Source organism: Corynebacterium epidermidicanis (assembly GCF_001021025.1).
GTDB classification, from domain to species: Bacteria; Actinomycetota; Actinomycetes; order Mycobacteriales; family Mycobacteriaceae; genus Corynebacterium; species Corynebacterium epidermidicanis.
Map to the genome: position 1 here is coordinate 2,293,557 of NZ_CP011541.1, position 23,076 is coordinate 2,316,632.

General features: G+C 58.6%; 25 protein-coding genes. 15 read left to right on the top strand and 10 right to left on the bottom strand.

Features of this window, described 5'->3' with window-relative positions:
- Positions 1-117: 117 nt before the first annotated feature.
- From ppk2 to groL, 5 genes are all read right to left on the bottom strand, one after another.
- Positions 118-1,017 carry a polyphosphate kinase 2 gene (gene ppk2 / locus CEPID_RS10525; RefSeq protein ID WP_047240915.1) on the bottom strand — a complete coding sequence of 300 codons (900 nt, stop codon included), beginning with the start codon at positions 1,015-1,017 and terminating at the stop codon, positions 118-120.
- Between the two features lie 110 nt (positions 1,018-1,127).
- Positions 1,128-1,262, bottom strand: coding sequence for a hypothetical protein (locus CEPID_RS13665; protein WP_269079458.1), 135 nt, complete (start codon positions 1,260-1,262; stop codon positions 1,128-1,130).
- A 104-nt stretch (positions 1,263-1,366) separates the two neighbouring features.
- A complete protein-coding gene (locus CEPID_RS13355; RefSeq protein ID WP_158408045.1) occupies positions 1,367-1,504 on the bottom strand; it encodes a hypothetical protein in 138 nt (45 codons plus the stop codon).
- Positions 1,505-1,543: 39 nt separating this feature from the next.
- Complete coding sequence (locus tag CEPID_RS10530; RefSeq protein ID WP_047240916.1) at positions 1,544-1,786, bottom strand: hypothetical protein; 243 nt, start codon at positions 1,784-1,786, stop codon at positions 1,544-1,546.
- An 847-nt stretch (positions 1,787-2,633) separates the two neighbouring features.
- Positions 2,634-4,280 (bottom strand): chaperonin GroEL, encoded by a 1,647-nt coding sequence (gene groL / locus CEPID_RS10535; RefSeq protein ID WP_047240917.1) that lies wholly within the window; start codon positions 4,278-4,280, stop codon positions 2,634-2,636.
- Between the two features lie 470 nt (positions 4,281-4,750).
- Between groL and CEPID_RS13360 the strand changes: the two genes are divergently transcribed.
- From CEPID_RS13360 to CEPID_RS10580, 10 genes are all read left to right on the top strand, one after another.
- Positions 4,751-5,050: a hypothetical protein gene (locus CEPID_RS13360; RefSeq protein ID WP_047240918.1), complete on the top strand. Its 300-nt coding sequence runs from the start codon at positions 4,751-4,753 to the stop codon at positions 5,048-5,050.
- 58 nt (positions 5,051-5,108) lie between these two features.
- Positions 5,109-6,470 (top strand): dipeptidase, encoded by a 1,362-nt coding sequence (locus CEPID_RS10545; protein ID WP_047240919.1) that lies wholly within the window; start codon positions 5,109-5,111, stop codon positions 6,468-6,470.
- A gap of 316 nt (positions 6,471-6,786) precedes the next feature.
- Positions 6,787-6,933, top strand: a complete 147-nt coding sequence (locus tag CEPID_RS13365; protein ID WP_158408046.1) for a hypothetical protein — start codon at positions 6,787-6,789, stop codon at positions 6,931-6,933.
- Positions 6,934-6,998: 65 nt separating this feature from the next.
- Positions 6,999-7,484, top strand: a complete 486-nt coding sequence (locus CEPID_RS10550; protein WP_047240920.1) for a hypothetical protein — start codon at positions 6,999-7,001, stop codon at positions 7,482-7,484.
- Between the two features lie 94 nt (positions 7,485-7,578).
- Positions 7,579-10,473, top strand: a complete 2,895-nt coding sequence (locus tag CEPID_RS10555) for a Na+/H+ antiporter subunit A (RefSeq protein WP_047240921.1) — start codon at positions 7,579-7,581, stop codon at positions 10,471-10,473.
- A complete protein-coding gene (locus tag CEPID_RS10560) occupies positions 10,463-10,954 on the top strand; it encodes a Na(+)/H(+) antiporter subunit C (protein ID WP_047240922.1) in 492 nt (163 codons plus the stop codon). The genes CEPID_RS10555 and CEPID_RS10560 overlap by 11 nt, the downstream gene beginning before the upstream one ends.
- Positions 10,947-12,650: a Na+/H+ antiporter subunit D gene (locus tag CEPID_RS10565; protein WP_047240923.1), complete on the top strand. Its 1,704-nt coding sequence runs from the start codon at positions 10,947-10,949 to the stop codon at positions 12,648-12,650. Before CEPID_RS10560 ends, CEPID_RS10565 begins: the two co-directional genes overlap by 8 nt.
- Positions 12,647-13,168 carry a Na+/H+ antiporter subunit E gene (locus CEPID_RS10570; protein ID WP_236684240.1) on the top strand — a complete coding sequence of 174 codons (522 nt, stop codon included), beginning with the start codon at positions 12,647-12,649 and terminating at the stop codon, positions 13,166-13,168. Before CEPID_RS10565 ends, CEPID_RS10570 begins: the two co-directional genes overlap by 4 nt.
- Positions 13,165-13,440: a monovalent cation/H+ antiporter complex subunit F gene (locus CEPID_RS10575; protein ID WP_047240924.1), complete on the top strand. Its 276-nt coding sequence runs from the start codon at positions 13,165-13,167 to the stop codon at positions 13,438-13,440. Before CEPID_RS10570 ends, CEPID_RS10575 begins: the two co-directional genes overlap by 4 nt.
- Positions 13,437-13,784: a monovalent cation/H(+) antiporter subunit G gene (locus CEPID_RS10580; RefSeq protein WP_047240925.1), complete on the top strand. Its 348-nt coding sequence runs from the start codon at positions 13,437-13,439 to the stop codon at positions 13,782-13,784. The genes CEPID_RS10575 and CEPID_RS10580 overlap by 4 nt, the downstream gene beginning before the upstream one ends.
- On the opposite strand, the gene CEPID_RS10585 is transcribed toward CEPID_RS10580, so the two are convergent.
- Genes CEPID_RS10585 through CEPID_RS10595 form a run of 3 tightly spaced genes read right to left on the bottom strand, consistent with a single transcriptional unit; the run spans position 13,781 to position 15,794 of the window.
- Complete coding sequence (locus CEPID_RS10585; protein ID WP_047240926.1) at positions 13,781-14,911, bottom strand: glutamate--cysteine ligase; 1,131 nt, start codon at positions 14,909-14,911, stop codon at positions 13,781-13,783. The genes CEPID_RS10580 and CEPID_RS10585 overlap by 4 nt on opposite strands.
- Before the next feature lie 9 nt (positions 14,912-14,920).
- On the bottom strand, positions 14,921-15,535 hold the full coding sequence (locus tag CEPID_RS10590) for a LytR C-terminal domain-containing protein (protein WP_047240927.1): 615 nt from the start codon (positions 15,533-15,535) through the stop codon (positions 14,921-14,923).
- Positions 15,536-15,575: 40 nt separating this feature from the next.
- Entirely contained in the window at positions 15,576-15,794 is a 219-nt protein-coding gene (locus tag CEPID_RS10595) for a DUF3263 domain-containing protein (protein ID WP_330217763.1), read from the bottom strand.
- A 28-nt stretch (positions 15,795-15,822) separates the two neighbouring features.
- Here CEPID_RS10595 and CEPID_RS10600 point away from each other — a divergent pair, with 28 nt between their 5' ends.
- Positions 15,823-16,452 (top strand): peptide deformylase, encoded by a 630-nt coding sequence (locus tag CEPID_RS10600; protein ID WP_047241528.1) that lies wholly within the window; start codon positions 15,823-15,825, stop codon positions 16,450-16,452.
- A 166-nt stretch (positions 16,453-16,618) separates the two neighbouring features.
- Complete coding sequence (locus CEPID_RS10605) at positions 16,619-17,563, top strand: N-acetylglutamate synthase, CG3035 family (protein ID WP_047241529.1); 945 nt, start codon at positions 16,619-16,621, stop codon at positions 17,561-17,563.
- A gap of 25 nt (positions 17,564-17,588) precedes the next feature.
- Here the strand turns inward: CEPID_RS10605 and CEPID_RS10610 are convergent, their stop codons facing one another.
- The gene (locus CEPID_RS10610) at positions 17,589-18,179 is read right to left on the bottom strand and encodes an RDD family protein (RefSeq protein ID WP_047240929.1); all 591 of its coding nucleotides are present in this window, start codon (positions 18,177-18,179) and stop codon (positions 17,589-17,591) included.
- A gap of 210 nt (positions 18,180-18,389) precedes the next feature.
- Here CEPID_RS10610 and CEPID_RS10615 point away from each other — a divergent pair, with 210 nt between their 5' ends.
- The 3 genes from CEPID_RS10615 to cls are packed head-to-tail and all read left to right on the top strand — an operon-like array spanning position 18,390 to position 21,877.
- Positions 18,390-19,523 carry an HNH endonuclease signature motif containing protein gene (locus CEPID_RS10615; protein WP_047240930.1) on the top strand — a complete coding sequence of 378 codons (1,134 nt, stop codon included), beginning with the start codon at positions 18,390-18,392 and terminating at the stop codon, positions 19,521-19,523.
- A 33-nt stretch (positions 19,524-19,556) separates the two neighbouring features.
- On the top strand, positions 19,557-20,375 hold the full coding sequence (locus CEPID_RS10620) for an exodeoxyribonuclease III (RefSeq protein WP_047240931.1): 819 nt from the start codon (positions 19,557-19,559) through the stop codon (positions 20,373-20,375).
- Between the two features lie 5 nt (positions 20,376-20,380).
- Positions 20,381-21,877 (top strand): cardiolipin synthase, encoded by a 1,497-nt coding sequence (cls, locus tag CEPID_RS10625; protein ID WP_047240932.1) that lies wholly within the window; start codon positions 20,381-20,383, stop codon positions 21,875-21,877.
- Here cls and CEPID_RS10630 read toward each other — a convergent pair.
- Positions 21,849-23,048, bottom strand: a complete 1,200-nt coding sequence (locus tag CEPID_RS10630; RefSeq protein ID WP_047240933.1) for a multidrug effflux MFS transporter — start codon at positions 23,046-23,048, stop codon at positions 21,849-21,851. The two genes, cls and CEPID_RS10630, sit on opposite strands and share 29 nt — an antisense overlap.
- Between the last annotated feature and the right edge of the window lie 28 nt (positions 23,049-23,076).

Consider the following 23,076-nt stretch of genomic DNA (forward strand, 5'->3'; position numbering starts at 1 on the left):
GACGCACTTTAAGGCATCCGACTTGACCAATAGTTTCCTCTTGGGAAATGCAGACATAGGAATGCCCTCGTTCCAAGCTGAATCGGTGGAACGAGGGCGGAATTCGACTACATGATTCTAGTCGCCGATTTGGTCACGACCGCGAAGCACGATTTTAGGATCAGGCTCGCCTACGAGCTCGTGGTCCTTACCGGTGTATTCAAACTTGGACAGCACATAACGCATCGCATTGAGCCGGGCGCGCTTCTTGTCGTTTGACTTGATGGTGATCCAAGGAGACTCATCGGTGTCGGTGTAGCGGAATTGCTCTTCCTTCGCGCGGGTATAATCGTCCCACTTATCAAGCGATGCCAAGTCCATCGGGGAAAGCTTCCACTGACGAACTGGGTCTACTTGACGGATCGCAAAACGGGTGCGCTGTTCCTTCTGTGTCACGGAGAACCACAGCTTGGTCAAGGAAATTCCAGAACCCATGATCATGTTTTCCAGCATTGGAACCTCGCGCAAGAACTCCGCGTGCTGAGACTCTGTACAAAAACCCATGACGCGTTCTACGCCCGAACGGTTGTACCAAGAGCGGTCAAAGAAGACGATTTCTCCCGCACATGGGAAGTGCTGAATATAACGCTGGAAATACCACGAAGTAGATTCACGTGGCGAAGGCTTCTCCAGAGCGACAGTGCGCGCTCCACGTGGGTTAAGGTGCTCATTGAAGCGCTTGATCGTGCCACCCTTGCCTGCGGCATCTCGACCTTCAAAGATGATGATGTGCTTTTGACCGGTTTCCTTGGTCCAGTTCTGCCATTTCAGCAGCTCAATTTGAAGACCACGCTTGAGGTGTTCATATTCCACGCGGGAAATACGCTCCTCGTAGGGGTAATTCTCCCGCCAAGTATCGATTGGCTCACCTTCAGGGGTGAGAAGTACCGGATCATCTTCGTCGGAATCATCGACAACATAACCTTCAGTCGCAGCCAAGTCGACGATGTGGAATTCCTGCTCTTTGGATTCAGCCATGTCTAGTATCTTACCGCGTCTAGTCGGGTTCTATTGGGTGAAGCATTGCTACGGTTTTTAGATTGCAAAAAAAAGAAAACCCGGCTGAAAGCCGGGTTTAATAGCCTGAACTAGGCAACAAGACCAATCAGCTCGGAAGTCGCATCAGCGACATCGGCAAATGGCTGAAGCCAGCGCAGGATCGAAACCAATGGATGAACGATCGTCAGGCTATCGACGGAAAGTGCAGTAAAGAATTCGGCCATATGAGCCTCCTTGGATTTGGAAGTGAGTAAGCTGATGCTAGCAGATAAGCTGCATACAAAAAATCCCCCAGCATAGCTGGGGGATTTCACTCAAGCGCTAAGGCTTATTTTGGCATGAGGCCGATCAGCTTGGAAGCAGCAGCGGCAGCCTTGCCGAATGGCTCGAGGAATTCGAGGATAGCTACGATTGGGTGGAAGAAAACGAGGGTGTCAAGAGACAGCGCGGTGAAAAAATCAGCCATTTTATTACTCCAGATTCTTGGTGAGGTTTTGAAGTTAAATTACTTCTTGTTTACGACGGAAGAGGTGAAGCCACCATCCTTGTCGAAGAGGCCGTCGTAGCCAGCCTTGGTGGTGTCTGCGTCAACCAGGTCAGACCAACCAGCCTTGGTGGACAGAGAGATGAAGTCCCAAACAGCGCCTTCGCCTTCCTTGATGCCGAAGAGTGCGTTGACCAGCTTGAGGGAGTTCTCAACAAAGGTGCCGAAGTCAGCGAGCTGAGTCTTGATGAGGGAAAGATCCATGAGAAGTATCTCCTTGAGAGGCACCAGCTTCAGTGAAGCCGGTGAACAGTTTCCAGTTGCTGACGCCCCTCAGGACGTCATGAGTAAATTAAAGCACATTTAGAATCACGGTCAACTCAAAAACCGCAATTTTCTGCCGGCAGAGAAATATTCAGTCCCAAACCGAAGAGTCCGGCACCAGATTCACAATATCTGCAATGACCTGCGCTTTTTCGCCACTACGGGCGGAATATCACCCGAGCCAACGAAGAAATATGTGAATTTTTTCAAAACGTGTCGCTCTACCGGTAACACTATTACTAAACGTGTCGATACTTCCGCAATCTCGAAAGTCGCAGAAACATTTTTAATCGACACACCCCCAAATGAGGGGGAAAGTACACCCTGGGAAACGCTCCGATAACCTCCAATTCATATTCTGTTTACCGGATTTTTGGAGGCAAACAACCGCGTACGCTCGGTGCCGGCCTAATTAGTTGGCACAACTTGGGACTGATTTTGACACTTTCAGGCCTCAGAATTGACGGAATTCCAACTGATCCTTACGCGGTTTTAGTCGAATTTGGTCGAACCGTAGCGGTAGAACCGGACCATCCCAATAACCCAGTTGGGCGAATGTGAGTGCTTGGCTCCGCGCTTTCCCACCGAGGGGTCGTGAGCGCGGTGTCATGACCAAGCTCGAGACGGGGATACTCCGATCGCCTCGGAAGTTGCCGAAAGCTGCCGAGAATGAGCCCGCTCAAAGGCGTCGACCCCTTGTATCCCCTGAAACAAGAAATGGCCCGCCCTCCCCAGTTAAGGGAAGGACGGGCCCAAATGCAGGCGCTAACGACGCCAGAACGACATATTAGAAGCCGCCCATGCCACCCATAGCGTCAGCGTCTGGCATTCCAGCTGCACCAGCTGGCTGTGGCTTATCCGCAACAACAGCCTCGGTGGTCAGGAACAGAGCTGCAATGGAGGCAGCGTTCTGCAGAGCAGAGCGGGTTACCTTCACTGGGTCATTGATGCCAGCAGCCATCAGGTCAACGTACTCTCCGGTAGCAGCGTTCAGACCCTGGCCAACTGGCAGGCCTGCAACCTTATCGGCAACGACGCCTGGCTCCAGACCGGCGTTTTCTGCGATCTGCTTCAGCGGAGCCGACATCGCGGAGCGGACAATCTTGACACCGGTAGCTTCATCACCGACGAGGCCAAGGTCGTCGTCAAGCACGTGTGCAGCCTGCAGCAGCGCCACGCCACCGCCGGCAACGATGCCTTCCTCAACAGCAGCCTTCGCGTTGCGGACTGCATCTTCGATGCGGTGCTTGCGCTCCTTGAGCTCAACTTCGGTAGCAGCACCCACCTTGATGACGGCGACGCCACCGGCGAGCTTAGCCAGGCGCTCCTGCAGCTTCTCGCGGTCGTAGTCGGAGTCGGTGTTCTCGATCTCGGCGCGGATCTGGTTGACGCGGCCTTCGATCATTGCGGAGTCACCAGCACCCTCGACGATGGTGGTCTCGTCCTTGGTGATGACCACCTTGCGTGCGGAGCCCAGCAGCTCAATGTCAGCGGTCTCGAGGGAGAGGCCGACCTCTTCGGAGATGACCTGGCCGCCGGTGAGGATCGCCATGTCCTGCAGCATTGCCTTACGACGATCGCCGAAGCCTGGAGCCTTGACTGCGACAGACTTGAAGGTGCCGCGGATCTTGTTCACCACGAGGGTGGAGAGAGCTTCGCCCTCAACGTCCTCGGCGATGATCAGCAGTGGCTTGCCGGTCTGCATGACCTTCTCGAGCAGTGGCAGCAAGTCCTTGATGTTGGAGATCTTGGAGGAAACCAGCAGGATGTATGGGTCTTCGAGGACTGCTTCCTGGCGCTCCATATCGGTGGCGAAGTAGCCGGAGATGTAGCCCTTGTCGAAGCGCATGCCCTCGGTCACATCGAGCTCAACGCCGAAGGTGTTGGACTCTTCAACAGTGATGACGGATTCCTTGTTGAGCTTGCCGCCGCCCACTGCGTACATCGCCTGGGCAATCTTGGCGCCGATTGCAGGATCTGCAGCAGAAATACCTGCGGTAGCTGCGATCTCTTCCTCGGTCTCGATTTCCTTAGCGGTGGACAGCAGCTGCTCGGTAACCTTCTCAACAGCCTTTTCAATGCCACGCTTGATGCCCATTGGGTTGGAACCCGCTGCCACATTGCGCAGACCCTCGCGAACCAGTGCCTGTGCCAGGACGGTAGCGGTGGTGGTGCCGTCGCCAGCGACGTCGTCGGTCTTCTTGGCTACTTCCTTGACCAGCTCAGCGCCGATCTTCTCGTATGGGTCTTCCAGCTCAATTTCACGAGCGATGGATACACCATCGTTGGTGATGGTTGGCGCGCCCCACGACTTTTCCAGCACAACGTTACGACCCTTTGGACCGAGGGTGACCTTGACTGCGTCAGCCAGGGTATTCAGGCCCTTTTCCAGACCGCGGCGTGCTTCTTCATCAAAAGCGATGATCTTAGCCATGTAAGTATGTACTCCTTGTAATTTGAGGACGACACTCACGTCTAGTTCAGCGGGCGCCCGCGACGGCACGGTCGGTGAGTGTTTTGCCAACCTCACCCGCTAAGATTTGTCATTTCCTGGCACTCTGACAATTCAAGTGCTAATACTCGTTTTTAGCAGTCCCACCCTGAGAGTGCAAGACTGTTTGCACTCAGCGAACACCTCCCATGACGACGACACGGCCTTAATGCTCCCCCGACCACTAACGAGCCATCAAGAATACGGTGGCATTATCGCCACCTGTGCAGGTAAACTCTCCCGACCTCCCGGGCGCGCACCTCATTTGATAAGTCTTAGCCGTAGCATCGCTTTTTACTGCAACGGTGACCGGTCGCTTCGCTCCGGCATGTGCGTCCATAACTTTCGCAGTGTTGTTAACGAAGCCACAGCTGGTCACCTTGTTCACCGCATAGCCCTGGAAGTTTTGCGAGTTGCCACATAGCTGCGCGCCCCTTGGGGGCTGCGCCTTCGGGGTCGGAGTTGTCGAAGCAGTAGGTTTTGGAGTTGGCTTCGAAGTAGGTGTTGCCGAAGTCGTCGTCAGCCGCGCAACCGTGGAAGATCTAGTCGGGGTCGGAGTGCTTGATGATGACGTAGGGGTGGGAGAAGGCGTCGCTAAGGCAGGCTGCGCTGTGGGACGGACCGTGGCATTGAGCGCCCAAAAGCAGCCCAGGGCGAAAACGACCAACATCCCGAGGGCAACTAACGCGACTTTCGATGAGCGACTCATGTAATAGAAGCGTAACGAACCCCGCGGTCAGTTTTCATCGCACCGCACCTACAATGGGGTTCATGACACAAATTCCCAACATCGACGACATCCGCGCCCACCTCACTGAACAGCGCGCGCAAATCTTTAAGGACCTGAGCGAGATCACCGCCTTCAACTCGGTCCACTCCACCCCCGAACTCAAGGACCAACTCGACGGCGCCGCAGCCTGGGTGGAAGCCAAGCTTAACGACGCCCACCTCGACGTCACTCATCACGACGGGGTAGATGGCGCCCGCATTTTCATCGCCACCAAGGACCCAGAACCAGGCCAGCCAACGATCCTGCTTTACTCGCACTACGATGTCGTTCCCGCCGGCGACCCGGCCAAATGGACGTCGGATCCATTCACCCTCACCGAGCGCGATGGACGCTGGTACGCACGAGGCGCTGCCGACTGCAAGGGCAACCTGGTTATGCACCTGGCCGCACTTCGCGCCGTCGAGCAGCTCGGCGGAACGCCACTGGGCCTACGCGTTGTCATTGAAGGCTCTGAAGAAATGGGTGGCGAAGGACTCGACGACCTCATTGACCGTCACCCTGAGCTTTTCCAAGCAGACGTTATTTTCATCGCCGATTCCGGAAACGTTGCCGTTGGGACTCCCACGCTGACCACCACGTTGCGCGGTGGCGCACAGCTGGAAGTCACCATCGATACGCTCAAAGCGCCAGTTCACTCCGGTTCCTTCGGTGGGGCTGCACCAGACGCGGTCGCTGCGATGGTTCGCCTCCTCGACACCCTGCGGGACGAAGATGGCCTCACGGTTATCGACGGTGTCGATACGTCAATGACCTGGGACGGGCTGGCCTACTCCGAAGATGAATTCCGTAAGGACGCCGGAATTCTCGATGGCGTAGCAATCATGGGCAACGGGAAGGCAGCAGTTGCGGACCAAGTATGGGCGCGCCCAGCAATCTCCATCACCGGGTTCACCTCAACTCCGGTGGCCGAAGCCGTCAACGCGGTTCCTGCTACTGCCGCAGCTCACCTCAATCTTCGAGTTCCCCCGGGCCTGAAGGCAGCTGAGGTTGCCGAGGCATTGAAGCAACACCTCATCAACCGCGCACCTTGGGGCGTAAAAGTTAATGTCACGGTGTCCTCGATTAATGACCCCTTCGCCACCGATATTACCGGCGCCGCGGTCCAAACTCTTTCTGGGGCGCTGGCTGCCGCATACGGCAAGGAAACCGTGACGATGGGCGGTGGCGGATCGATCCCACTGTGCGTCAAGCTGCAGGAAATCATGCCCGCCGCCGAGATTGCGCTCTTCGGCGTTGAGGAGCCACAATGCGTGATCCACTCCCCTGACGAATCCGTTGATCCCGCCGAAATTCTTGACATCGCAATCGCCGAAGCTGCATTCCTACTGAACTTTAGTAAGTAGGAACTAGCTATTGGCTTAGGAGGGTCGGTTTTGCCGACCCTCCTTTTCGCGCCCGCACCTTCCACTTTCGTGTCTTGGTCACGGAACTAGGGGCACTGAGCCCGAAACACCGACCACTGAGCTTAGATCCTCTTATCGGCAAATTCTGCGCCCAAAAACACCACCACACCGCCCAGCAAGATAAGAAGCACTAAAGCCACACAAGAATTACTTATCCCCCACCCCAAAGTCAATCACCTGCACAAACGCCGAGAAACTTCCCCCATTACCGAGCTCACCCTTGCCAGCAACTGTGATGCAGGTTACGGTTGTTGGCATGCAGAAGTCCATTTCTCTCCGAGTGCTTGTCGCAAAGCTTGCGGCCAAGCAGCTCGTAGCCGTGCCTGCCACGCTCGTAGCGCGAGTGGCCAAGGCTACGTACCCCACCGGAGGATATGGACTGACCCCTCCGCATGGGGAGTAGTCGTTAGGCAACATCAGCACACCCGGTCGGTCCCCACCACAGCCCCAAGACGATAGGAGACCACCGTGTTTGCAGCCCAAACAACACACACCACCCCAACCCTGACTGGCGATCCTTTTGAGGCTCGCTTCGGCCACCGACTTCCTCGCGGTTTACGCGCCCAAGCTTTCGGTTTACAGTGGCGCACTTTCATGGAAACCTTCGCTCCGGGTGGCGACCTACGCCTTTCAAACATTCATGAGGAAAAGGGAGAAGGTGGGAAGCGTCGATACTTTGCCCAGCTCACCGATACCCGCGGGGGCCGACGCATCATCAGTGGACGCGAACAGAGCGCCTTCGGGCCTGCGCGCGCCTGTACCGAAATGCTGTGGGAGCTAGGTCGGCCGGTAGAGATCATCAGCTTCCACCAGTGTGAGATCTTCGAAGCTACCGTCACCTTCATCTATGCCGGACACCTAGGCAAGGAAGTCTGGGCAGTCGGGTTCGGACCAGACAATAACAATTCTGTTGCAGCAGCCTTGAGCAATGCTGCCCACCGACTGCACGGATGACAAATCATCGGGTGCGCCGCCGGGCATATGCCAGGTATTCTGGAAAACTGATAAGTTTCCGCTGCATCCAGCCTAAGGAGTTGCCAAAAAGCGCGTGCTGACCTTACTCACCGCCCTAACCACCGCCACAGTGTTGGCACCCTTGCTCATTCACAAGTTGGGGCGCCCAGCGTTTGGTCTCCTCGCAATGGTGCCAGCCGGGGGATTCGTATGGGTAGCCAGCTTGTTTGCCCGCGGAAAACTTGACAGTGGCGCCGCACCAATCGCCTACGAACAGGGCTGGATGCCAAACGCCCACCTCAACATCGAATTTCTGCTCGATCCGCTAGCCGGGATTTTTAGCCTCATCATTCTCGGCATGGGATCCCTGGTGCTTCTGTACTGCTGGGGCTACTTCAGCGAAGTTCCCAAGCGACTGTCCGCCTTTGGCGCAGAGATGATCGCCTTCTGCACGGCTATGTTTGGCCTAGTCATCTCGGATAATTTCCTGCTGATGTTCATCTTTTGGGAAATCACCAGCGTCTTGTCGTTTTTGCTGGTGGGGTATTACTCGGAGCGGGCGTCCTCACGCAGGAGCGCAGGCCAAGCCCTGATGGTGACCACGCTCGGGGGCCTGACGATGCTCGTCGGGATCGTGATTCTCGGTTACGGAGCGCAGACCTGGACGTTTTCCAATTTGGGCGAGATAAGCAAGCTGCCCTACGTGGGTGTCGCGGTGGTATTGATCCTGGTTGGCGCGCTATCCAAATCAGCGATCGCCCCGATGCACTTTTGGTTGCCCGGCGCGATGGCTGCCCCTACCCCGGTGAGTGCCTACCTACATTCCGCCGCGATGGTAAAAGCGGGCATTTACCTGGTAGCTCGGCTTGCTCCGACAGCCGCGTTGGTCAGTAGCTGGCACCTGACGGTGATTCCGCTCGGCGTGTTCACCATGCTGTTGGGCGGTTGGATGGCGCTGCGCCAAAAAGATCTCAAGTTGATTCTGGCCTACGGCACGGTCTCCCAACTTGGTTTCATCATCGCGGTGGTGGGCATCGGGTCACCGGCGGCGCTCCAAGCTGGACTAGCGTTAACGTGTGCGCACGCCATGTTCAAAGCCACGCTGTTTATGCTGGTGGGCGCTATTGACCATGCTGCGGGCACGCGGGACAAGACCAAACTTTCCGGATTGGGCAGGAAGCAGCCCGGCCTGGCTGTCCTGGCGTTGGTGAGCGCGGGGTCGATGGCGGGGATTCCGCCACTCTTCGGGTTCGTCGCCAAGGAGACGGCACTGACGGCGGTGTGGAAAGAAGAAATGCTCATCGGCATGCCGTCGAAAATGATGTTGGCGGCGCTGGTTGCGGGCTCGATTCTCACCATGGCTTACAGCCTGTACTTCCTCCACTCGGCCTTCGCCACTAAGCCCGGCGGGATATCGGTAGCGGTCCGCGAGATGCACCCAGTTTCGCTGTGGCTGTGGCTTCCGCCGACGATTCTTACTGGATGTACGGTGCTGTTCGGCCTGTTCCCTGCGCTTATCGACGCCCCGATCAACACCCACATTTCGGCACAGTTTAGCCACCCGCATGTCTCACACCTGGCGCTTTGGCATGGGTTCACTCTGCCGTTGCTATTGTCGGCGGTGATAATCGTCGTTGGGTCGGTGTTGCATTGGCAACGCCGACTGCTCAGCAAGTTGTACTTTGAAAAGCCAGCCTTGGGCAGTGCGGATGCCGCCTATGACCGGGTGTTGGAAACCCTGCGCACGATTTCGCTGCGGATGACCGCGTCCACGCAGCGCGGTTCCCTCCCTATCAACGAGGCGGTCATTTTGGGCACGCTTGTGCTGGTGCCGCTCATTTCCCTGATTACTGGCGAACGGACTGCGGTTCGGATGCAGTTGTGGGATTCGCCAGTTCAGGGTTTCATCGGGGTGCTGGTGATCGTTGCTGCCCTAGCGGCCACCGTGTTGGACAATCGCATCTCGGCCCTGATCATGGTGGGGATGACTGGTTACGGGATCGCCACCATTTTCGCCCTCTATGGCGCCCCCGACCTGGCGCTCACGCAGCTGCTGGTGGAGACCATTTCGGTGGTGGTTTTTATGCTGGTGCTGCGCAAGCTGCCACCAACGACCGATCCGAAACAAGCCGGCGGATTCAAGCGGCTGCGGGCATGGCTGTCGGTAGCGGTTGGGGTGACTGTTGTCGTCGTCGCGACCTTCGCGATGAATGCCCGCCGCAGCCAACCCATTTCCCTCCATATTCCGCAGTTAGCCAAAGACATCGGCCACGGCGCGAACGCGGTGAACGTGCTACTCGTGGACATTCGTGCCTGGGATACCTTCGGCGAGATCTCGGTCCTGGTCGTGGTGGCCACCGGCGTGGCTTCCTTGGTCTACCGCACCCGGGACTTCCAGCGGGCGTCGAGACGCCCAACGCTGCAGTCAGAAGGTGGCCGGTGGCTGGCAACCTCGACGAATGACCGGGCCCGAAACCGCTCGCTGCTGGTCGACGTCGTCACCCGCCTCCTCTTCCCCTCCATGATGGCTCTGAGCTGCTACTTCTTCTTCGCCGGACATAACGGACCGGGCGGGGGCTTCGCGGGTGGCCTGGTCGCAGCACTTGCGTTGACCTTGCGCTACCTCGCGGCCGGGCGCGAAGAGCTTGAGGAGACCCTTCCCGTCGACCCTTCCAAGCTGCTCGGCACCGGCCTCGCCCTGGCTGCCCTGCCGACTTTCCTCCCGTTATTCTTCCACGCACCACCGCTGACCAGCACCTACCGCGAATTCCACCTTCCGCTCATCGGGGACCTCGCGGTAGTTTCCCCGCTGCTTTTCGACGCCGGGGTGTACCTCATCGTGCTGGGGCTAATCCTGCAGATCCTGCACAGCTTGGGCAGCCAGCTGGATCGAGATGAAGAAATCCGCAAGCAACGAGCCCGCGACCGCGTCCGAAGAATGCGACGCAAGCAGCAGGCAGCAAAGGAGGCAACTACTTATGGTCGCTAACCTATTTTTGCTGCTTACCTCGGCGGTTCTCATCAGTGCGGGTGTTTACCTGCTCCTGGAGCGCGCCATGACCAAGATGCTCATGGGTCTGCTGCTGATGGGCAACGGTACCAACTTGCTCATTCTCACCGCTGGGGGAGGCGCCGGCGCACCGCCGATTCAAGGGCGGGATTCGGCGGTCGTCGCTCAAGACGCTGACCCGCTGAGTCAAGCGATGATTCTTACTGCCATCGTGATCTCCATGGCGATGACCGCATTCATCCTGGCATTGGCGTTCCGCCAGTATCGTTACCGCACTGCTGACTTCCTGCAGGACGATACCGAAGATACGGCCGTCGCAAAGCGCCCGCCAACGGCGATCGCCGCACCAGACCACGATGCTTCAGACGATCCGGCTACCGGGCGCCCAACGTCCAGCGGTGACACTTTCGGTCCCCGCAGCTTCGAACAACCAGTGCAGGAGGGCAACAGCGATGATTAATTCACTCATCGACAGTGCCGTCCCAGCGCTGCCTTACCTGGTTGCGCTGCCGGTCATTTTGCCGGCGGTCGCGACGGCGCTCGCGTTGCTGAATGGTTCGCGTCCGCGTGTCCAACGCTCCATTGCCTTGGTCTCGCTGTTTGCCCTGATTGTGCTCTGCGTAGTGCTGGTGGTGGTCGTGGACCGCAACGGTATTCACACCCTGCAGGTCGGCGGTTGGGACTCCCCAATCGGCATCACGTTGGTGGCGGACCGGCTCGCTGCCGTGATGCTCGCGGTGAGTTCACTAGTGCTGTTCTGCGTCATGTGGTTCGCGATTGGCCAAGGCATGCGCGACGGCACCGAGGAAGAACCAGTCGCAGTCTTCCTACCGGCCTATTTGTTGCTCACGATGGGCGTGAACATGGCCTTTCTGGCCGGTGACCTGTTCAATCTTTATGTCGGGTTTGAGGTGCTGCTGGTCGCTTCCTACGTGCTACTGACTGTAGGAGCTTCCCCAGGTCGCGTGCGCGCGGGTGTGTCCTACGTGATGGTGTCCATGCTGTCTTCGGTGATCTTCCTGTTGGCGTTGGCGCTGGTCTACGCCTCGGTGGGAACTCTGAACATGGCGCATATTTCGGTGCGTATGGCCGAAGTTCCCTCCGGCACGCGCACAGCTATCTTCGCGGTATTGCTCGTGGCCTTCGGCATCAAAGCGGCCGTATTCCCACTCTATTCCTGGCTTCCGGACTCCTACCCCACGGCACCGTCGCTGGTCACGGCGGTTTTCGCAGGGTTGTTGACCAAGGTGGGCGTGTATTCCATCATTCGGGCCCGCACCATCCTCTTTATCGACGGCCGGTTGGACACCCTCCTCATGTGGGCGGCTGCGCTGACGATGATCCTCGGCATTCTAGGCGCCATGGCACAGAATGACATCAAGCGATTGTTGTCATTCACGCTGGTCAGCCACATCGGCTACATGATAATGGGGATTTCCTTTTACTCGATTCAGGGCATGTCTGGCGCGATCTTCTACGCAGTACACCACATCCTGGTGCAGACCGCCCTGTTCCTGGTCGTGGCCCTCATCGAACGCCAGGCCGGTTCTACCTCGCTGCGCCGGTTAGGCTCGCTTGCCTACGTTTCCCCGGTACTGGCGGCCCTCTACCTGGTGCCAGCCTTCAACTTGGGTGGAATCCCACCGTTTTCTGGGTTCCTCGGCAAGGTGGTGCTCATCGAAGCCGCCGCCGACCATGGTGGATTCATGGCGTGGCTGCTGGTGGGAGCGGCAGTGGTCACCTCCCTGCTGACGCTCTACACGATGGCAATCGTATGGTCCAAGGCGTTTTGGCGTGACCGCGCCGACGCTCCAGACGGCCACCTGGCGAATTCCCGGCCTACTCCGCTGACCGACATTAGTGATTCCGTCCTGCTGAGCGAGCGCGACGACGTTGGGCGGATGCCGCTGGGCATGGTCGCTCCCACGGCGCTGCTGGTCATGGCTTCTCTCGCCGTAACCCTGTTGGCTGGGCCACTTTCCGCGGTGACCACGCGGTCGGCGGAATCGATCACCAACGTGGAGATCTACCGCGAAGCGGTGCTGGGCGTGGGCTACCAAGCTGAGGTGCACGAGCCAGGGCGCTCCGAGACATTGAACCCCGCCTCTGGCGAACTTTCCCGCGACCATGCCGACATGATCGGAGAAGGCCAATGATGCTCCCTGGACTTCGTCGACGCCTACACCCCTGGTCTGTGGTGTGGATCGTGTTCATGTGGAACGTGCTCTCCGGAGAATTTAGCTGGGGAAACACCATTGCAGGTTTCTTGGTGGCTGTGGTGGTCATCCTCGGTTTGCCACTGCCTCAGCTACCTGTCTCCGCCTTGCGGATCCGCTGGTTGCCATTACTGCAGCTCGTGGTAATTTTCGCCTGGGACCTGCTTGTTTCCTCGCTGCGCGTGAGCTGGCTGGCGATCCGCCCACAACCACAACCCCCGAGCGCGATAGTCACCGTACCGATGCGGGTGCAGGAAGACCTCGTGTTCGCCTTCGCGGTCGCGCTGCTCAACCTGACTCCCGGAGGCACGGTCACCGATCTCGATATCGCAAACCGAATGCTCACGATGCATATCCTTGATGCACGTTCCACCGCTGTTCTTGATAAGACCATCGCAAGTATCGCCACCTTGGAACGACTGCTGATCCGCATTTTTGAAACGGAGGTCAAAGCATGAATCCCGCGCTCTACGAACTGCTCTTGCAGGTGGCCACCATCATTTTCGCCGTCGCGTTCTTGATCAACGGCTACCGTCTGTTAGCCGGCCCCAACTCGCTGGATCGACTGCTGAGTTTGGATGCCACCGTAGCGATGATCCAATGCGCCCTCGCGGTGTACATCTGCTGGTCGCTCGATACGACCGTGGCATACGCCATGCTCGTCGTGGCCTTGCTGGGCTTCATCGGCTCGGTGTCGGTGACGAAGTTCCGTAAGGCGGACGACGCATGAGCCTGCTTTGCGACATCATCTCGATTACGTGCATTTTCGCCGGGGCATTCCTAGTACTCGCCACGGCGATAGGCATGGCGCGGTTTAGGGACACCGTCTCCCGGCTCCACTCCGTCACCAAACCGCAGACTCTGGGCCTGATTCTCACCGTCATCGGCGCAATCGTGCGAATCCTTGGCCGTGGCGATCTCACCCCGGGGAACAAGGGTGATCTCGGCACCCTAGTCCTGGTCATTCTGTTCGCGCTCTGCACCGCGCCAGTCGTCGGCCAGCGCATCGGCCGCATCGCCCGTCGTGAGCAGCTTTACGACGCCACCCAGTTAGCTCGAAACGATCGCTCCTAGCGGGGCGGGCGCATGGTGGCCAGTTCCGCGCAGGTCTGGTCCACTACCTTCTCCCAGGAGCCGGTGTCTTCGTAGGTGCGACGCTGGCGTTGGTAGGCCGCACCGGAGCGCATGATCTCATTGACCAGCTCGATCTCGTCGACACAGTCCAACTCTTCAGCGATGGGTGCGAGCTCGGCTAGGAGTACCGGCAGTTCGTCGCGGAGTAGCACTTCGTCGGTGTCGCGGGTCGTGATGATGATGGCGTCCATGCCATAGCGAGCGGCTCGCCACTTGTTTTCGGTGTTGTGCCAATGCGGCAAGCTAGGCAACTCCTCACCGCGGTCTAGCTTGTGATCGTAGTAGACGACCAAGCAATGCGTGAGCGCTACCAGGGCCGACAGCTCGCGGAGGTTGGAAGGGGCATCAGAAATGCGCAGTTCGATCGTGCCGTACTTTTCGTTCGGGCGGATGTCGAAGTGCATGGCAGATTCTTCACTGATGACTCCGGACTTTCGCTGGTCTTCAATGTAGGAAGACCAATGATCCCAATCCTCAAACTCATAGGGGATGCCGGCGGTCGGCAGCTGCTGGTAGAGCATAGTGCGATTGGAGGCGTAGCCGGTGTCTTTACCCAACCAGCCTGGGGAGGATGCCGAGAGTGCGAGCAGGTGCGGGAATTTGGTCATCAGGGCGTTAATGATCGGCCAGACCCGGTCGCGCTCGATGATGCCGACGTGGATGTGGACGCCCCAAATGAGCATTTGGTGGCCCCAGTATTGGGTGCGCTCGATGATCTCGTTGTAGTGTTCTTTGTCCGAAATATCGGACTCTTCGGAGACCGCGAACGGGTGCGAGCCAGCTGCCCACACATTGGCCCCCAGGTCTTCGGCAGCTTGGCGCACCGCTGACAGGCCTGCCGAGATTTGCCCTACCGCTTCCCGAGCCGTGGTGCATACCCCGGTTACGATTTCCACGGTGTTACGCAACAATTCCCGTTCCAGGCGCACCGGAAGCGATTGTTGAGTTGCCTTATCAATAACTTCTTCGGCAAGCGGAACTAAATTGCGCGAAGCTGGGTCAACCAGCGCGACTTCCCACTCCACTCCAAGGGTGTGGTTATCAGTTCCGTTGTATGTAAGGGCCATGGGGCAAGTCTAGCGGTTTAGCTCCTCAGTGATAACTAGGACAACTCCGGCTGGGGTGTCCTTAACCGAGTCGTTACGTGGCTGCGCCTTAATGCCCAGGTTATAGGCAATTGCTTCTGCAGCTTTTTGCTCCGCGGCGTTTCCAGGCGTGTAAAAAACTACCGAATTGGGCAGTACCTCGTTCGGGAAATTGCCGGATTCCACTTGGGAGAAGCCCTGCTTCTTCAGCGTGTCTGCCACTCGGTTGGCCAAGCCTTGCACAGTGGAATTGTTCAGAGCATGGATCTTGACCGCCGTTGGATCGACATCATTGCCCGCAGCTGGAACAGCTGGATTCGCCGAAGCCTGAGCCTGGTTAGACGTGGCCGGGGTCGCGGGAGCTGGGGTGACTGGTGCCTGACCAGTCTGTGCCGGGTTTACCGGGGCCTGATTTGCTGGCGCTGGCGTGCCGGTGGCCTGCTGGGTCTGCACGCTCTTCGGCTTCGTCACTACGTTGTCACCAGAAGAATTAGTCATCGAGTACACACCCCAGGCCAACAACAGCACTGCCACAGCCAGCAGAATCATGGCGATGCCACGGATAGGGATACGGGAAGGTTCCGGAGCTTGAGGAGATTCATTCATAGACACGTTGCTAATCCTACGTACTTAGCTGCGCGTGATGTCAATCGGCGCGCTGCTGACGTAAACGACGCAAACGAGCAGTGAGCTGCGGGAATTCGCTTGCGGCCGCCGGGGCGTCGATAAGCAGGTTAAGCCGGTGATAATAGCGCAGGGGGCTCATCCCCAATTCACGACGGATCCGCTCCTCCTTCAGCCCAATGTTCCGAGGCGCTGACTGCTCGAAACGCAAAAGATCGCGGTCTAAGTCCGTTAATTCCATGGCTCTAAAGCGTATATGCTTAAGCACTATGACTGTGCGCCCCATCGTAATTCACGGCGACCCCGTGCTTCACCACCCCACCGAACCCGTCACGGAAAGCCCCGCGGAGCTCGCCGAGCTTATTGACGACATGTACGAAACGATGGATGTCGCGCACGGAGTCGGCTTGGCGGCGAACCAAGTGGGCGTCGGCAAGCGCCTGTTCGTATATAACTGCCCAGACGTCGAAGGCCCGGACGGTGCTCTCAAAACTGAAGAGGAAATCGAAGCTCAGGGCGGCGAGTACCGTCGTGGTTGCGTGATTAATCCCGTCCTGGAGACCTCGGAGATCCCGCAGACGATGCCACGTGTCGACGGTTCCGACGACGAAGGTTGCCTCTCGGTACCAGGGAAATCTTTCCCAACTGGCCGTGCCGACTGGGCTCGGGTAACCGGCACCGACGAACATGGCAACCCCGTCACTGTCGAAGGCTACGGCTTCTTCGCGCGCTGTCTCCAACACGAAGTAGGGCACCTCGACGGTTTCCTCTACACGGACGTGCTCATGGGGCGCTGGAAGCGAGCAGCCAAGAAGCATATTAAAGCGGAAGGCTGGCTAACCGGAGGACAAACCTGGCTCCCAGGTGTGGACGCAGACCCGTTTGGACACGACGATTAACGCTGGCTTTGATGGTGCAGGCTCCGGTGGGCGTGGTGGTGCTGGTTTGAGCGGTGGTGGGCGTGGCGGGCGTGGCTTTGGTGGGCGTGGCGGGCGTGGCTTTGGCGGGCGTGGCTTTGGCGGGCGTGGCTTTGGCGGGCGTGCGCCGCAGGTTGGGGACCGGGTCATTGTGCGTCGGCGTCTTCCCGACACCCCGGGACATCTCACCGATGTTATCGGCCACGTCGTTTCGTTAGATCCACTTGTGGTGCGTCCGCAATCCGTGGGCGGGTTTGTATCCGATGCGGAAACGGTGGAAATTCCCGCCGAGTTAATTCAGGTGGTGAAGGTCCTGCCACCGCGTCGCGTGCGTAATTCGGAAATCCGTGCCGTTGAGATCGCCACGGCGGCGGCTTTTCCCGGCATCGAGCATGTGGAGATTGACGGTTGGCTGCTGCGGGCCGGCGACGGAATTACTGAGAGGTCCAACTCGGCGGCTCCGCTGGGGGCGTCGGCAGGCTTTAGCCCGGTGCCGATCGCCGCTATCCAGGACTTTTATCAGCGTCACGGCCTGCCACCGAGTATTTTGGTCCCTGATCGCATCGCGCCGACTGCGCTGCAGTTCGCGCGGGCAAGCGGTTGGAGTTTCGGTCCGGAGATCGTTGTCATGACGCGCAGTTTGCAGCCCGCGCCGTCATTTTCTCCACCAGCGGGTTTTCATTTCGAGGTACTGGACGCCCCAACGCCGGACTGGCTCGACCTCTATCATTTCCGCGGTCAGCCGCTGCCCGAACATGCGTTACGTCTGTTGCAGCAAGAGATCGAGGGGCACCTGGGATTCGGCGCGATCCGATCCGACAGTGGCGAAATCGTGGCCATCACCCGCGCCACCATCACTGCAGGCGGCGACGAGCAATACCTGGGCTATTCGGCCGTGGAAGTTGCTGCTGCTTATCGACGCCGCGGCCTCGCCAGCGCGCTCGGCGCAGCAATGCTGTCCTGGGGAGCGCAGATGGGAGCTACCCAGGCATATCTGCAGGTCGTCGCTACCAACGAGGCTGGTCTTGGCCTCTACGACAAGTTAGGCTTCACCGAACACCATCGGCACCGATACGCACATAGCCCGCAATAGGTCGTCGTTTAGCGCTGCAGGTGGTTTAGCGCTGGACCACCCGGGTGCGGGCATGCCGGTCATGGGGCGCCACGCCAAAAGCGTCTGCCTTAGCGACGCCCGAGAACCACAAGCCAACGCCAACCGCAGCCACCGGCCCAGCAACCGGGATCAACGGCAGCAACAACCAGGCATTTCGCTTGGCTGCTTGCCCGAAATCCACCGGTGTGTGAGCGGGGCCAACTACACGCAGGCCCATCGTCCGCTTGCCGATCGTCCCGCCCGTGGCATCAAAAACTGACTGGCTTAAGAAGAATCCCAGTGGCAATGCGAGAATCAGGGCCAACAGCCACGGCTGCCCCAAGGCGATCGAAAACGCAACGATAATCGTCAACATCGAACCCAGGTAGATCGCCAAATCAATAGCTAGTGCGCCAATCCTGCGTACCACCGGCGCATTGTCTACTGACCTCAAACCGGTATTGCGCCCAGGAAGAAACGCCTGGTAGGTCTCCATTTCGCCGTATTGAATGGGAGGCTGGAGGGCGTCGTTAAGCTCGCTGCGCAGTTTCCGGCCAACCTTATGGACCGGGCGGGGTTCCGCGTGCGCCGGGCGTTGTGGCTGCGGGCTGGACATGTTACCTCCATGAAATGACGGCGCGTGGAATGGTCTCCATTGGGTCAACGGGCTGGGAGGAGTTTTGGTTCCCGCGGTGGGCTTGACGGTTTTCAACGTCGCACAAGTGTTTGTTTTTCTCATCTTTCACAGCTGTTTCAACTTTAGTTTTCGCTCTTGCGTTCTATTCCCTGTGGGGTAAAATAGTGGTTGTAGGGAGGAGGTGAAATCATGATTCAGGCAGCTAAAGACCTGCTCAAGCAGGCGCTTATCGACGGCCCGTTATTCCATGATTTCGCCTGCCTTCTGGAGATTAAAGAGCTGGTAGGGCGCCTAGAAACTGAGATGGCTCGCGATCATGAGCGCTTTGAGCTCGAAGAAGAGGGCGCTTCAGCTCGAACCGCGCGGATCATCAAGCGTCGCGCAGACCATGAATGGGACGATGCCGTATCTGTCGAACACCAGGACGCAATACTGTCTGCGCTCGAGCGTCTGACTAACACATCTGATCGACGCTCTGGCATTTATCGTTTGGGTGCCACCGCAGCCGCAGAGTCCTCGGTAAAACAGACGCACGAATATGTAAAGAAGCTAGTCCGGGAGGAGAACGAACGGCTGGCCAAAGACCCCTTCGAGGCCCATCACCAGCGCCGTTTCACCCTACGCTCCCAAGACGAACACGGCGGATGCAGCTTCTTCGGTTACGCTCCGGCGAAAACCGCTGCGCTGCTCAAGGCGATGCTCGATCGAGCTTTCCACGCCGAGAAAGACGAAGACACCCCGCATCGGACTGTCGCCCAGCGCAACCTCGACGCCTTCCATCAAGTACTCAAGTGGGCCTCGAGCGATCGCGTCGTCGCAACTGGACATGCCAGCCTCGTCATTTCCGTCACCGATGCCGATAATTTCGATTGGCGCACCAAATTTGGCACCAACGTTGGGATCGACCTGAACATCTTTGACATCGCCAACCTGGCCGGCGATCGCATTAGCGACTACATCGCTGTCCACGACCACAACGGCGCGATCATATCCCTCAGCACAGGCGAACGCTGCGCGAACTTTTACCAGCGAGTAGCGCTGCTGGCCCGAGACTTCGTCTGCCAGCACCCCGGATGCGGAGAGCCCGTCAGCCGATGCGACTCCCACCACGTCATCCCCTGGTCCCGAGGTGGCCCAACAAGCATCGACAATCTCGCACTCCTGTGCCCCAAACACCATCGAAGAAACGACGACAGTCACCAAAAACAACACCTAGAAATGCACGACGGAATCCCCATCTGGTTCAACAACCAACGGATCCCGAAACGCAACAACTCACCCGGAGCCAAACGCGCCGGTGGGCGAAGATCCAAACCCACCTAAACCACACCGCCCGCACACGCTAAGGTAGTGGTCATGCGCATTGCCACGTGGAACATCAACTCAGTCCGCACCCGAATCGACCGGGTAACGGACTTCCTCGCGCGCCATGACATCGACGTGCTCGCACTGCAAGAAACCAAAGTGTCCGACGACAAATTCCCACACCAAGCCTTCACCAACGCCGGCTACGAAGTTGCCTACCACGGACTCAACCAATGGAATGGCGTAGCCATCGCCTCCCGGGTAGGCCTCGAAGACGTCGAAAAACACTTCCCACAACAACCCGGCTTCGACAAAGACCTCACCAAACCACAAGCCCGCGAAGCACGCGCCATAGGTGCCACCTGCGACGGCGTGCGGATCTGGAGCCTCTACGTCCCCAACGGGCGCGAAATCGCCGACCCGCACTACGACTACAAACTGCGCTGGCTCGACACCCTCGCAAACGAAGTCGAAAACACCCTCGCCCACCAGCCAGAAAAACAACTACTCCTCCTCGGCGACTTCAACATCGCCCCCCTCGACGAAGACGTCTGGGACATCAGCTTCTTCGACGGAAAAACCCACGTCACCGAACCCGAACGCGCCGCCTTTGACAGCCTCCTCGAAGCAGGACTCACCGACGTCACCCGCAACCTCATCCCCACCGGCTACACCTACTGGGACTACACCGCCATGCGCTTCCAACGCGGACAAGGCATGCGCATCGACTTCCACCTCGCCTCCCGCACCCTCGCCACCGGCGCACAACGCGGCTGGATCGACACCGAAGAACGCGCCACCAAAGGCGCCTCCGACCACGCCCCCGTCATCGTCGACTACCACACCGCCCGCCTAGACGACGTCCGCTAAACCCCATGCTCGACTTCCTCGCACTACCGGACCCCGCCTGGCTCCAAACCACGTTCCTCATCCTCGACTACGCCATCAAAATTATCGCCGTCGGCACCGTGCCCGAGGGCCGAAAACCAGCCGCCTCCAGCGCATGGCTGCTCGCCATCCTGGTGATACCGCTCGTCGGCCTGCCACTCTTCCTCCTCATGGGCAGCCCCTACATCAACCGACGCCGCCACCGCATCCAACAAGAAGCCGACACTCACATCCGCGACGTCCAACGCGAAGCCCCCGACTTCCCCGACCACTGGACACTCACCCCCGAACTCGAATCCATCATCAAACTCAACCGACGGCTCACCCGCCTCCCCGCAGTCACCGGCCACAGCAAAGGCTTCTACACCAACTACCACGAAGCCATCGCAGCCATGACCGCAGCCGTCGACCGCGCCGAACACAGCGTCCACGTCGAGATCTACATCGTCAGCTGGGACACAACCACCGAGCCCTTTTTCCGAGCCCTCGAACGCGCCGTCCAGCGCGGCGTCAAAGTACGCCTACTCTTCGACCACGTCGGCTCCTGGAAATACCCCGGCTACTGGACCCTCGGCCGCAAACTCACCCGCATCGGCGTCGAATGGCACGTCATGCTCCCCCTCCAACCATGGAAGTGGCGCTTCCGCCGGCCAGACCTACGCAACCACCGAAAAATGCTGCTAATCGACGGCCACACCGGTTTCATCGGCAGCCAAAACCTCATCGACTCCTCCTACCTCCTCCGCGGGAACCGACGACGCGGCCTCAACTGGGTCGACCTCATGGTCGAACTCACCGGCCCCGTCGTCTCCTCCATGGAAATGATCTTCGCCACCGACTGGTTTGCCGAAACCAATGAAGCCCTCACCACCGAAGACATCATGGCTGGCCCACCCGTGCCACTCAACAGAGGATCCTCAACAAATGTGCTGCAGCTTGTCCCCTCCGGCCCCGGCTACACCACCGAACCCAACCTGCGCCTGTTCAACTCACTGGCCCACCACGCCAAAGAACGTCTCGTCCTATGCAGCCCGTACTTCATCCCCGACGAAACCCTCCTAGAGTCCGTCACCACCGCATGCTACCGGGGGGTTAGGGTGGAACTCTACGTCAACGAGAGCAGCGACCAGTTCATCGTCTCCCACGCCCAATCCAGCTACTACCGGGCACTTTTGGAAGCCGGAGTCCACATCTATCGCTACCCCGCCCCCGCCATCCTGCACTCCAAGTACATGCTGGCCGACCCCGACACCGACAACGCCGTAGGAGTACTCGGCTCCTCCAACATGGACATGCGAAGCTTCGGCCTAAACTACGAAGTTTCACTCCTCGTAGCCCACGGCGACCTCATCGAACAACTCGCCGAACTCACCACCCGCTACCAGGAACGCTCCACCCAACTCACCCTCGAACAGTGGAGCAAACGCAACATTGTGCTGCGCTACATCGACAACGTTATGCGACTGACTTCCGGCCTCCAATAGCAGCACCGAAATTAGCTAAGCTCGCGCACACCACCATGCCCAACGCCATGCTCAACGCCGTATTAGAGCCCAAAACCACCAGCGGGCTCACGAGGCTCGCCGTCAAAAACTGCGCAGCGCCCATCACCGCTGAACCAGTGCCCGCAATCCGACGCACCTGAGAAGTACCCAGCGCAGTCGCATTGCCCATCACAAAACCGATCTGCGAAACTGCCACAAAAAGCACCGGAATGACCACGAACAAATGCGGGCCAACGAGGGCGTCGATAAGCAAGGCCACGGCGCACAGCAACATGCCGAGCAGCGCACGTCGCAAAATGGCGTGCGGATCAGTCTTTTCTACCAGTCGGGCGTTAAGAAAGGAGGCGATCGTAATGCCGGCCGCATTCATTCCGAAGCACAATCCGTACTGCAGCGGCGACAACCCAAGTTCAGTCTGGAACAAGTACGCCGAAGCGGCAATGTAAGAAAACATGGTGCCAAACCCCGCGCCGAAAGCCAGGGTATAGCCCAAAAACGCCCGGTTGCCCAACGCGGTGCGGAAGTTGCGCCCCAGCTGCGCCAAACCGGACTGACTGCGCGCAGACACCGGCAACGACTCCCGAACCAACAGCACCGCCACGGCAAGTTGGGCCGCAGCGACCCCGGTTAGCACCCAAAACAGTCCTCGCCAACCAATAGGCTCCACCAAAACGCTGCCCACCACCGGAGCGAGAATAGGTGCCACACCCATGATCATCATCAACAGGGAAAACGCCTTGGCAGCCATTTTCCCCTCGGCAAGATCGGCAACCGACGCACGCGAAAGCACCACGCAGGCACCCATACCCAGCCCCAAGGCAGCGCGAGCCCCAATCAGCACGGCGATATTCGGCGCGAGCGCACAGGCTGCACTTGAAACCACCGCCAGCACCGCCGAAATTACGAGCAACTTATGCCTACCCAAGGAATCCGAAAGTGGCCCGATAAACACCTGGCCTGCAGCCATCCCCAGCATGAACGAGGACAACGTCAGCTGAACCGCCGCGTCCGAGGTCCCCAAATCAGCGGCAATACGAGGCAGACCCGGCAGATATAGGTCGGTGCCGAAAGGACCTCCAGCAGAAAGCAAAGCCAAGCCTGCAAGCAGTGGCCAGGTCAATGTTTGGCGTGGTTTTTCAGCTGAAGCCATCGCTTTACAAACTCCTCTTTTCCCGCAA

Coding starts and splice junctions, on each gene's coding strand:
- CEPID_RS10530 (WP_047240916.1), bottom strand. CDS start 1,786: ATGGATCTTTCCCTCATCAAGACTCAGCTCGCTGACTTCGGCACCTTT.
- CEPID_RS10610 (WP_047240929.1), bottom strand. CDS start 18,179: ATGTCCAGCCCGCAGCCACAACGCCCGGCGCACGCGGAACCCCGCCCG.
- CEPID_RS10545 (WP_047240919.1), top strand. CDS start 5,109: ATGACACAAATTCCCAACATCGACGACATCCGCGCCCACCTCACTGAA.
- CEPID_RS10600 (WP_047241528.1), top strand. CDS start 15,823: ATGACTGTGCGCCCCATCGTAATTCACGGCGACCCCGTGCTTCACCAC.
- CEPID_RS10575 (WP_047240924.1), top strand. CDS start 13,165: ATGAATCCCGCGCTCTACGAACTGCTCTTGCAGGTGGCCACCATCATT.
- CEPID_RS10565 (WP_047240923.1), top strand. CDS start 10,947: ATGATTAATTCACTCATCGACAGTGCCGTCCCAGCGCTGCCTTACCTG.
- ppk2 (WP_047240915.1), bottom strand. CDS start 1,017: ATGGCTGAATCCAAAGAGCAGGAATTCCACATCGTCGACTTGGCTGCG.
- CEPID_RS10595 (WP_330217763.1), bottom strand. CDS start 15,794: ATGGAATTAACGGACTTAGACCGCGATCTTTTGCGTTTCGAGCAGTCA.
- CEPID_RS13365 (WP_158408046.1), top strand. CDS start 6,787: ATGCAGAAGTCCATTTCTCTCCGAGTGCTTGTCGCAAAGCTTGCGGCC.
- CEPID_RS10580 (WP_047240925.1), top strand. CDS start 13,437: ATGAGCCTGCTTTGCGACATCATCTCGATTACGTGCATTTTCGCCGGG.
- CEPID_RS13665 (WP_269079458.1), bottom strand. CDS start 1,262: ATGGCCGAATTCTTTACTGCACTTTCCGTCGATAGCCTGACGATCGTT.
- CEPID_RS10615 (WP_047240930.1), top strand. CDS start 18,390: ATGATTCAGGCAGCTAAAGACCTGCTCAAGCAGGCGCTTATCGACGGC.
- groL (WP_047240917.1), bottom strand. CDS start 4,280: ATGGCTAAGATCATCGCTTTTGATGAAGAAGCACGCCGCGGTCTGGAA.
- CEPID_RS10585 (WP_047240926.1), bottom strand. CDS start 14,911: ATGGCCCTTACATACAACGGAACTGATAACCACACCCTTGGAGTGGAG.
- cls (WP_047240932.1), top strand. CDS start 20,381: ATGCTCGACTTCCTCGCACTACCGGACCCCGCCTGGCTCCAAACCACG.
- CEPID_RS10590 (WP_047240927.1), bottom strand. CDS start 15,535: ATGAATGAATCTCCTCAAGCTCCGGAACCTTCCCGTATCCCTATCCGT.
- CEPID_RS10570 (WP_236684240.1), top strand. CDS start 12,647: ATGATGCTCCCTGGACTTCGTCGACGCCTACACCCCTGGTCTGTGGTG.
- CEPID_RS10620 (WP_047240931.1), top strand. CDS start 19,557: ATGCGCATTGCCACGTGGAACATCAACTCAGTCCGCACCCGAATCGAC.
- CEPID_RS10560 (WP_047240922.1), top strand. CDS start 10,463: ATGGTCGCTAACCTATTTTTGCTGCTTACCTCGGCGGTTCTCATCAGT.
- CEPID_RS10630 (WP_047240933.1), bottom strand. CDS start 23,048: ATGGCTTCAGCTGAAAAACCACGCCAAACATTGACCTGGCCACTGCTT.
- CEPID_RS13355 (WP_158408045.1), bottom strand. CDS start 1,504: ATGGCTGATTTTTTCACCGCGCTGTCTCTTGACACCCTCGTTTTCTTC.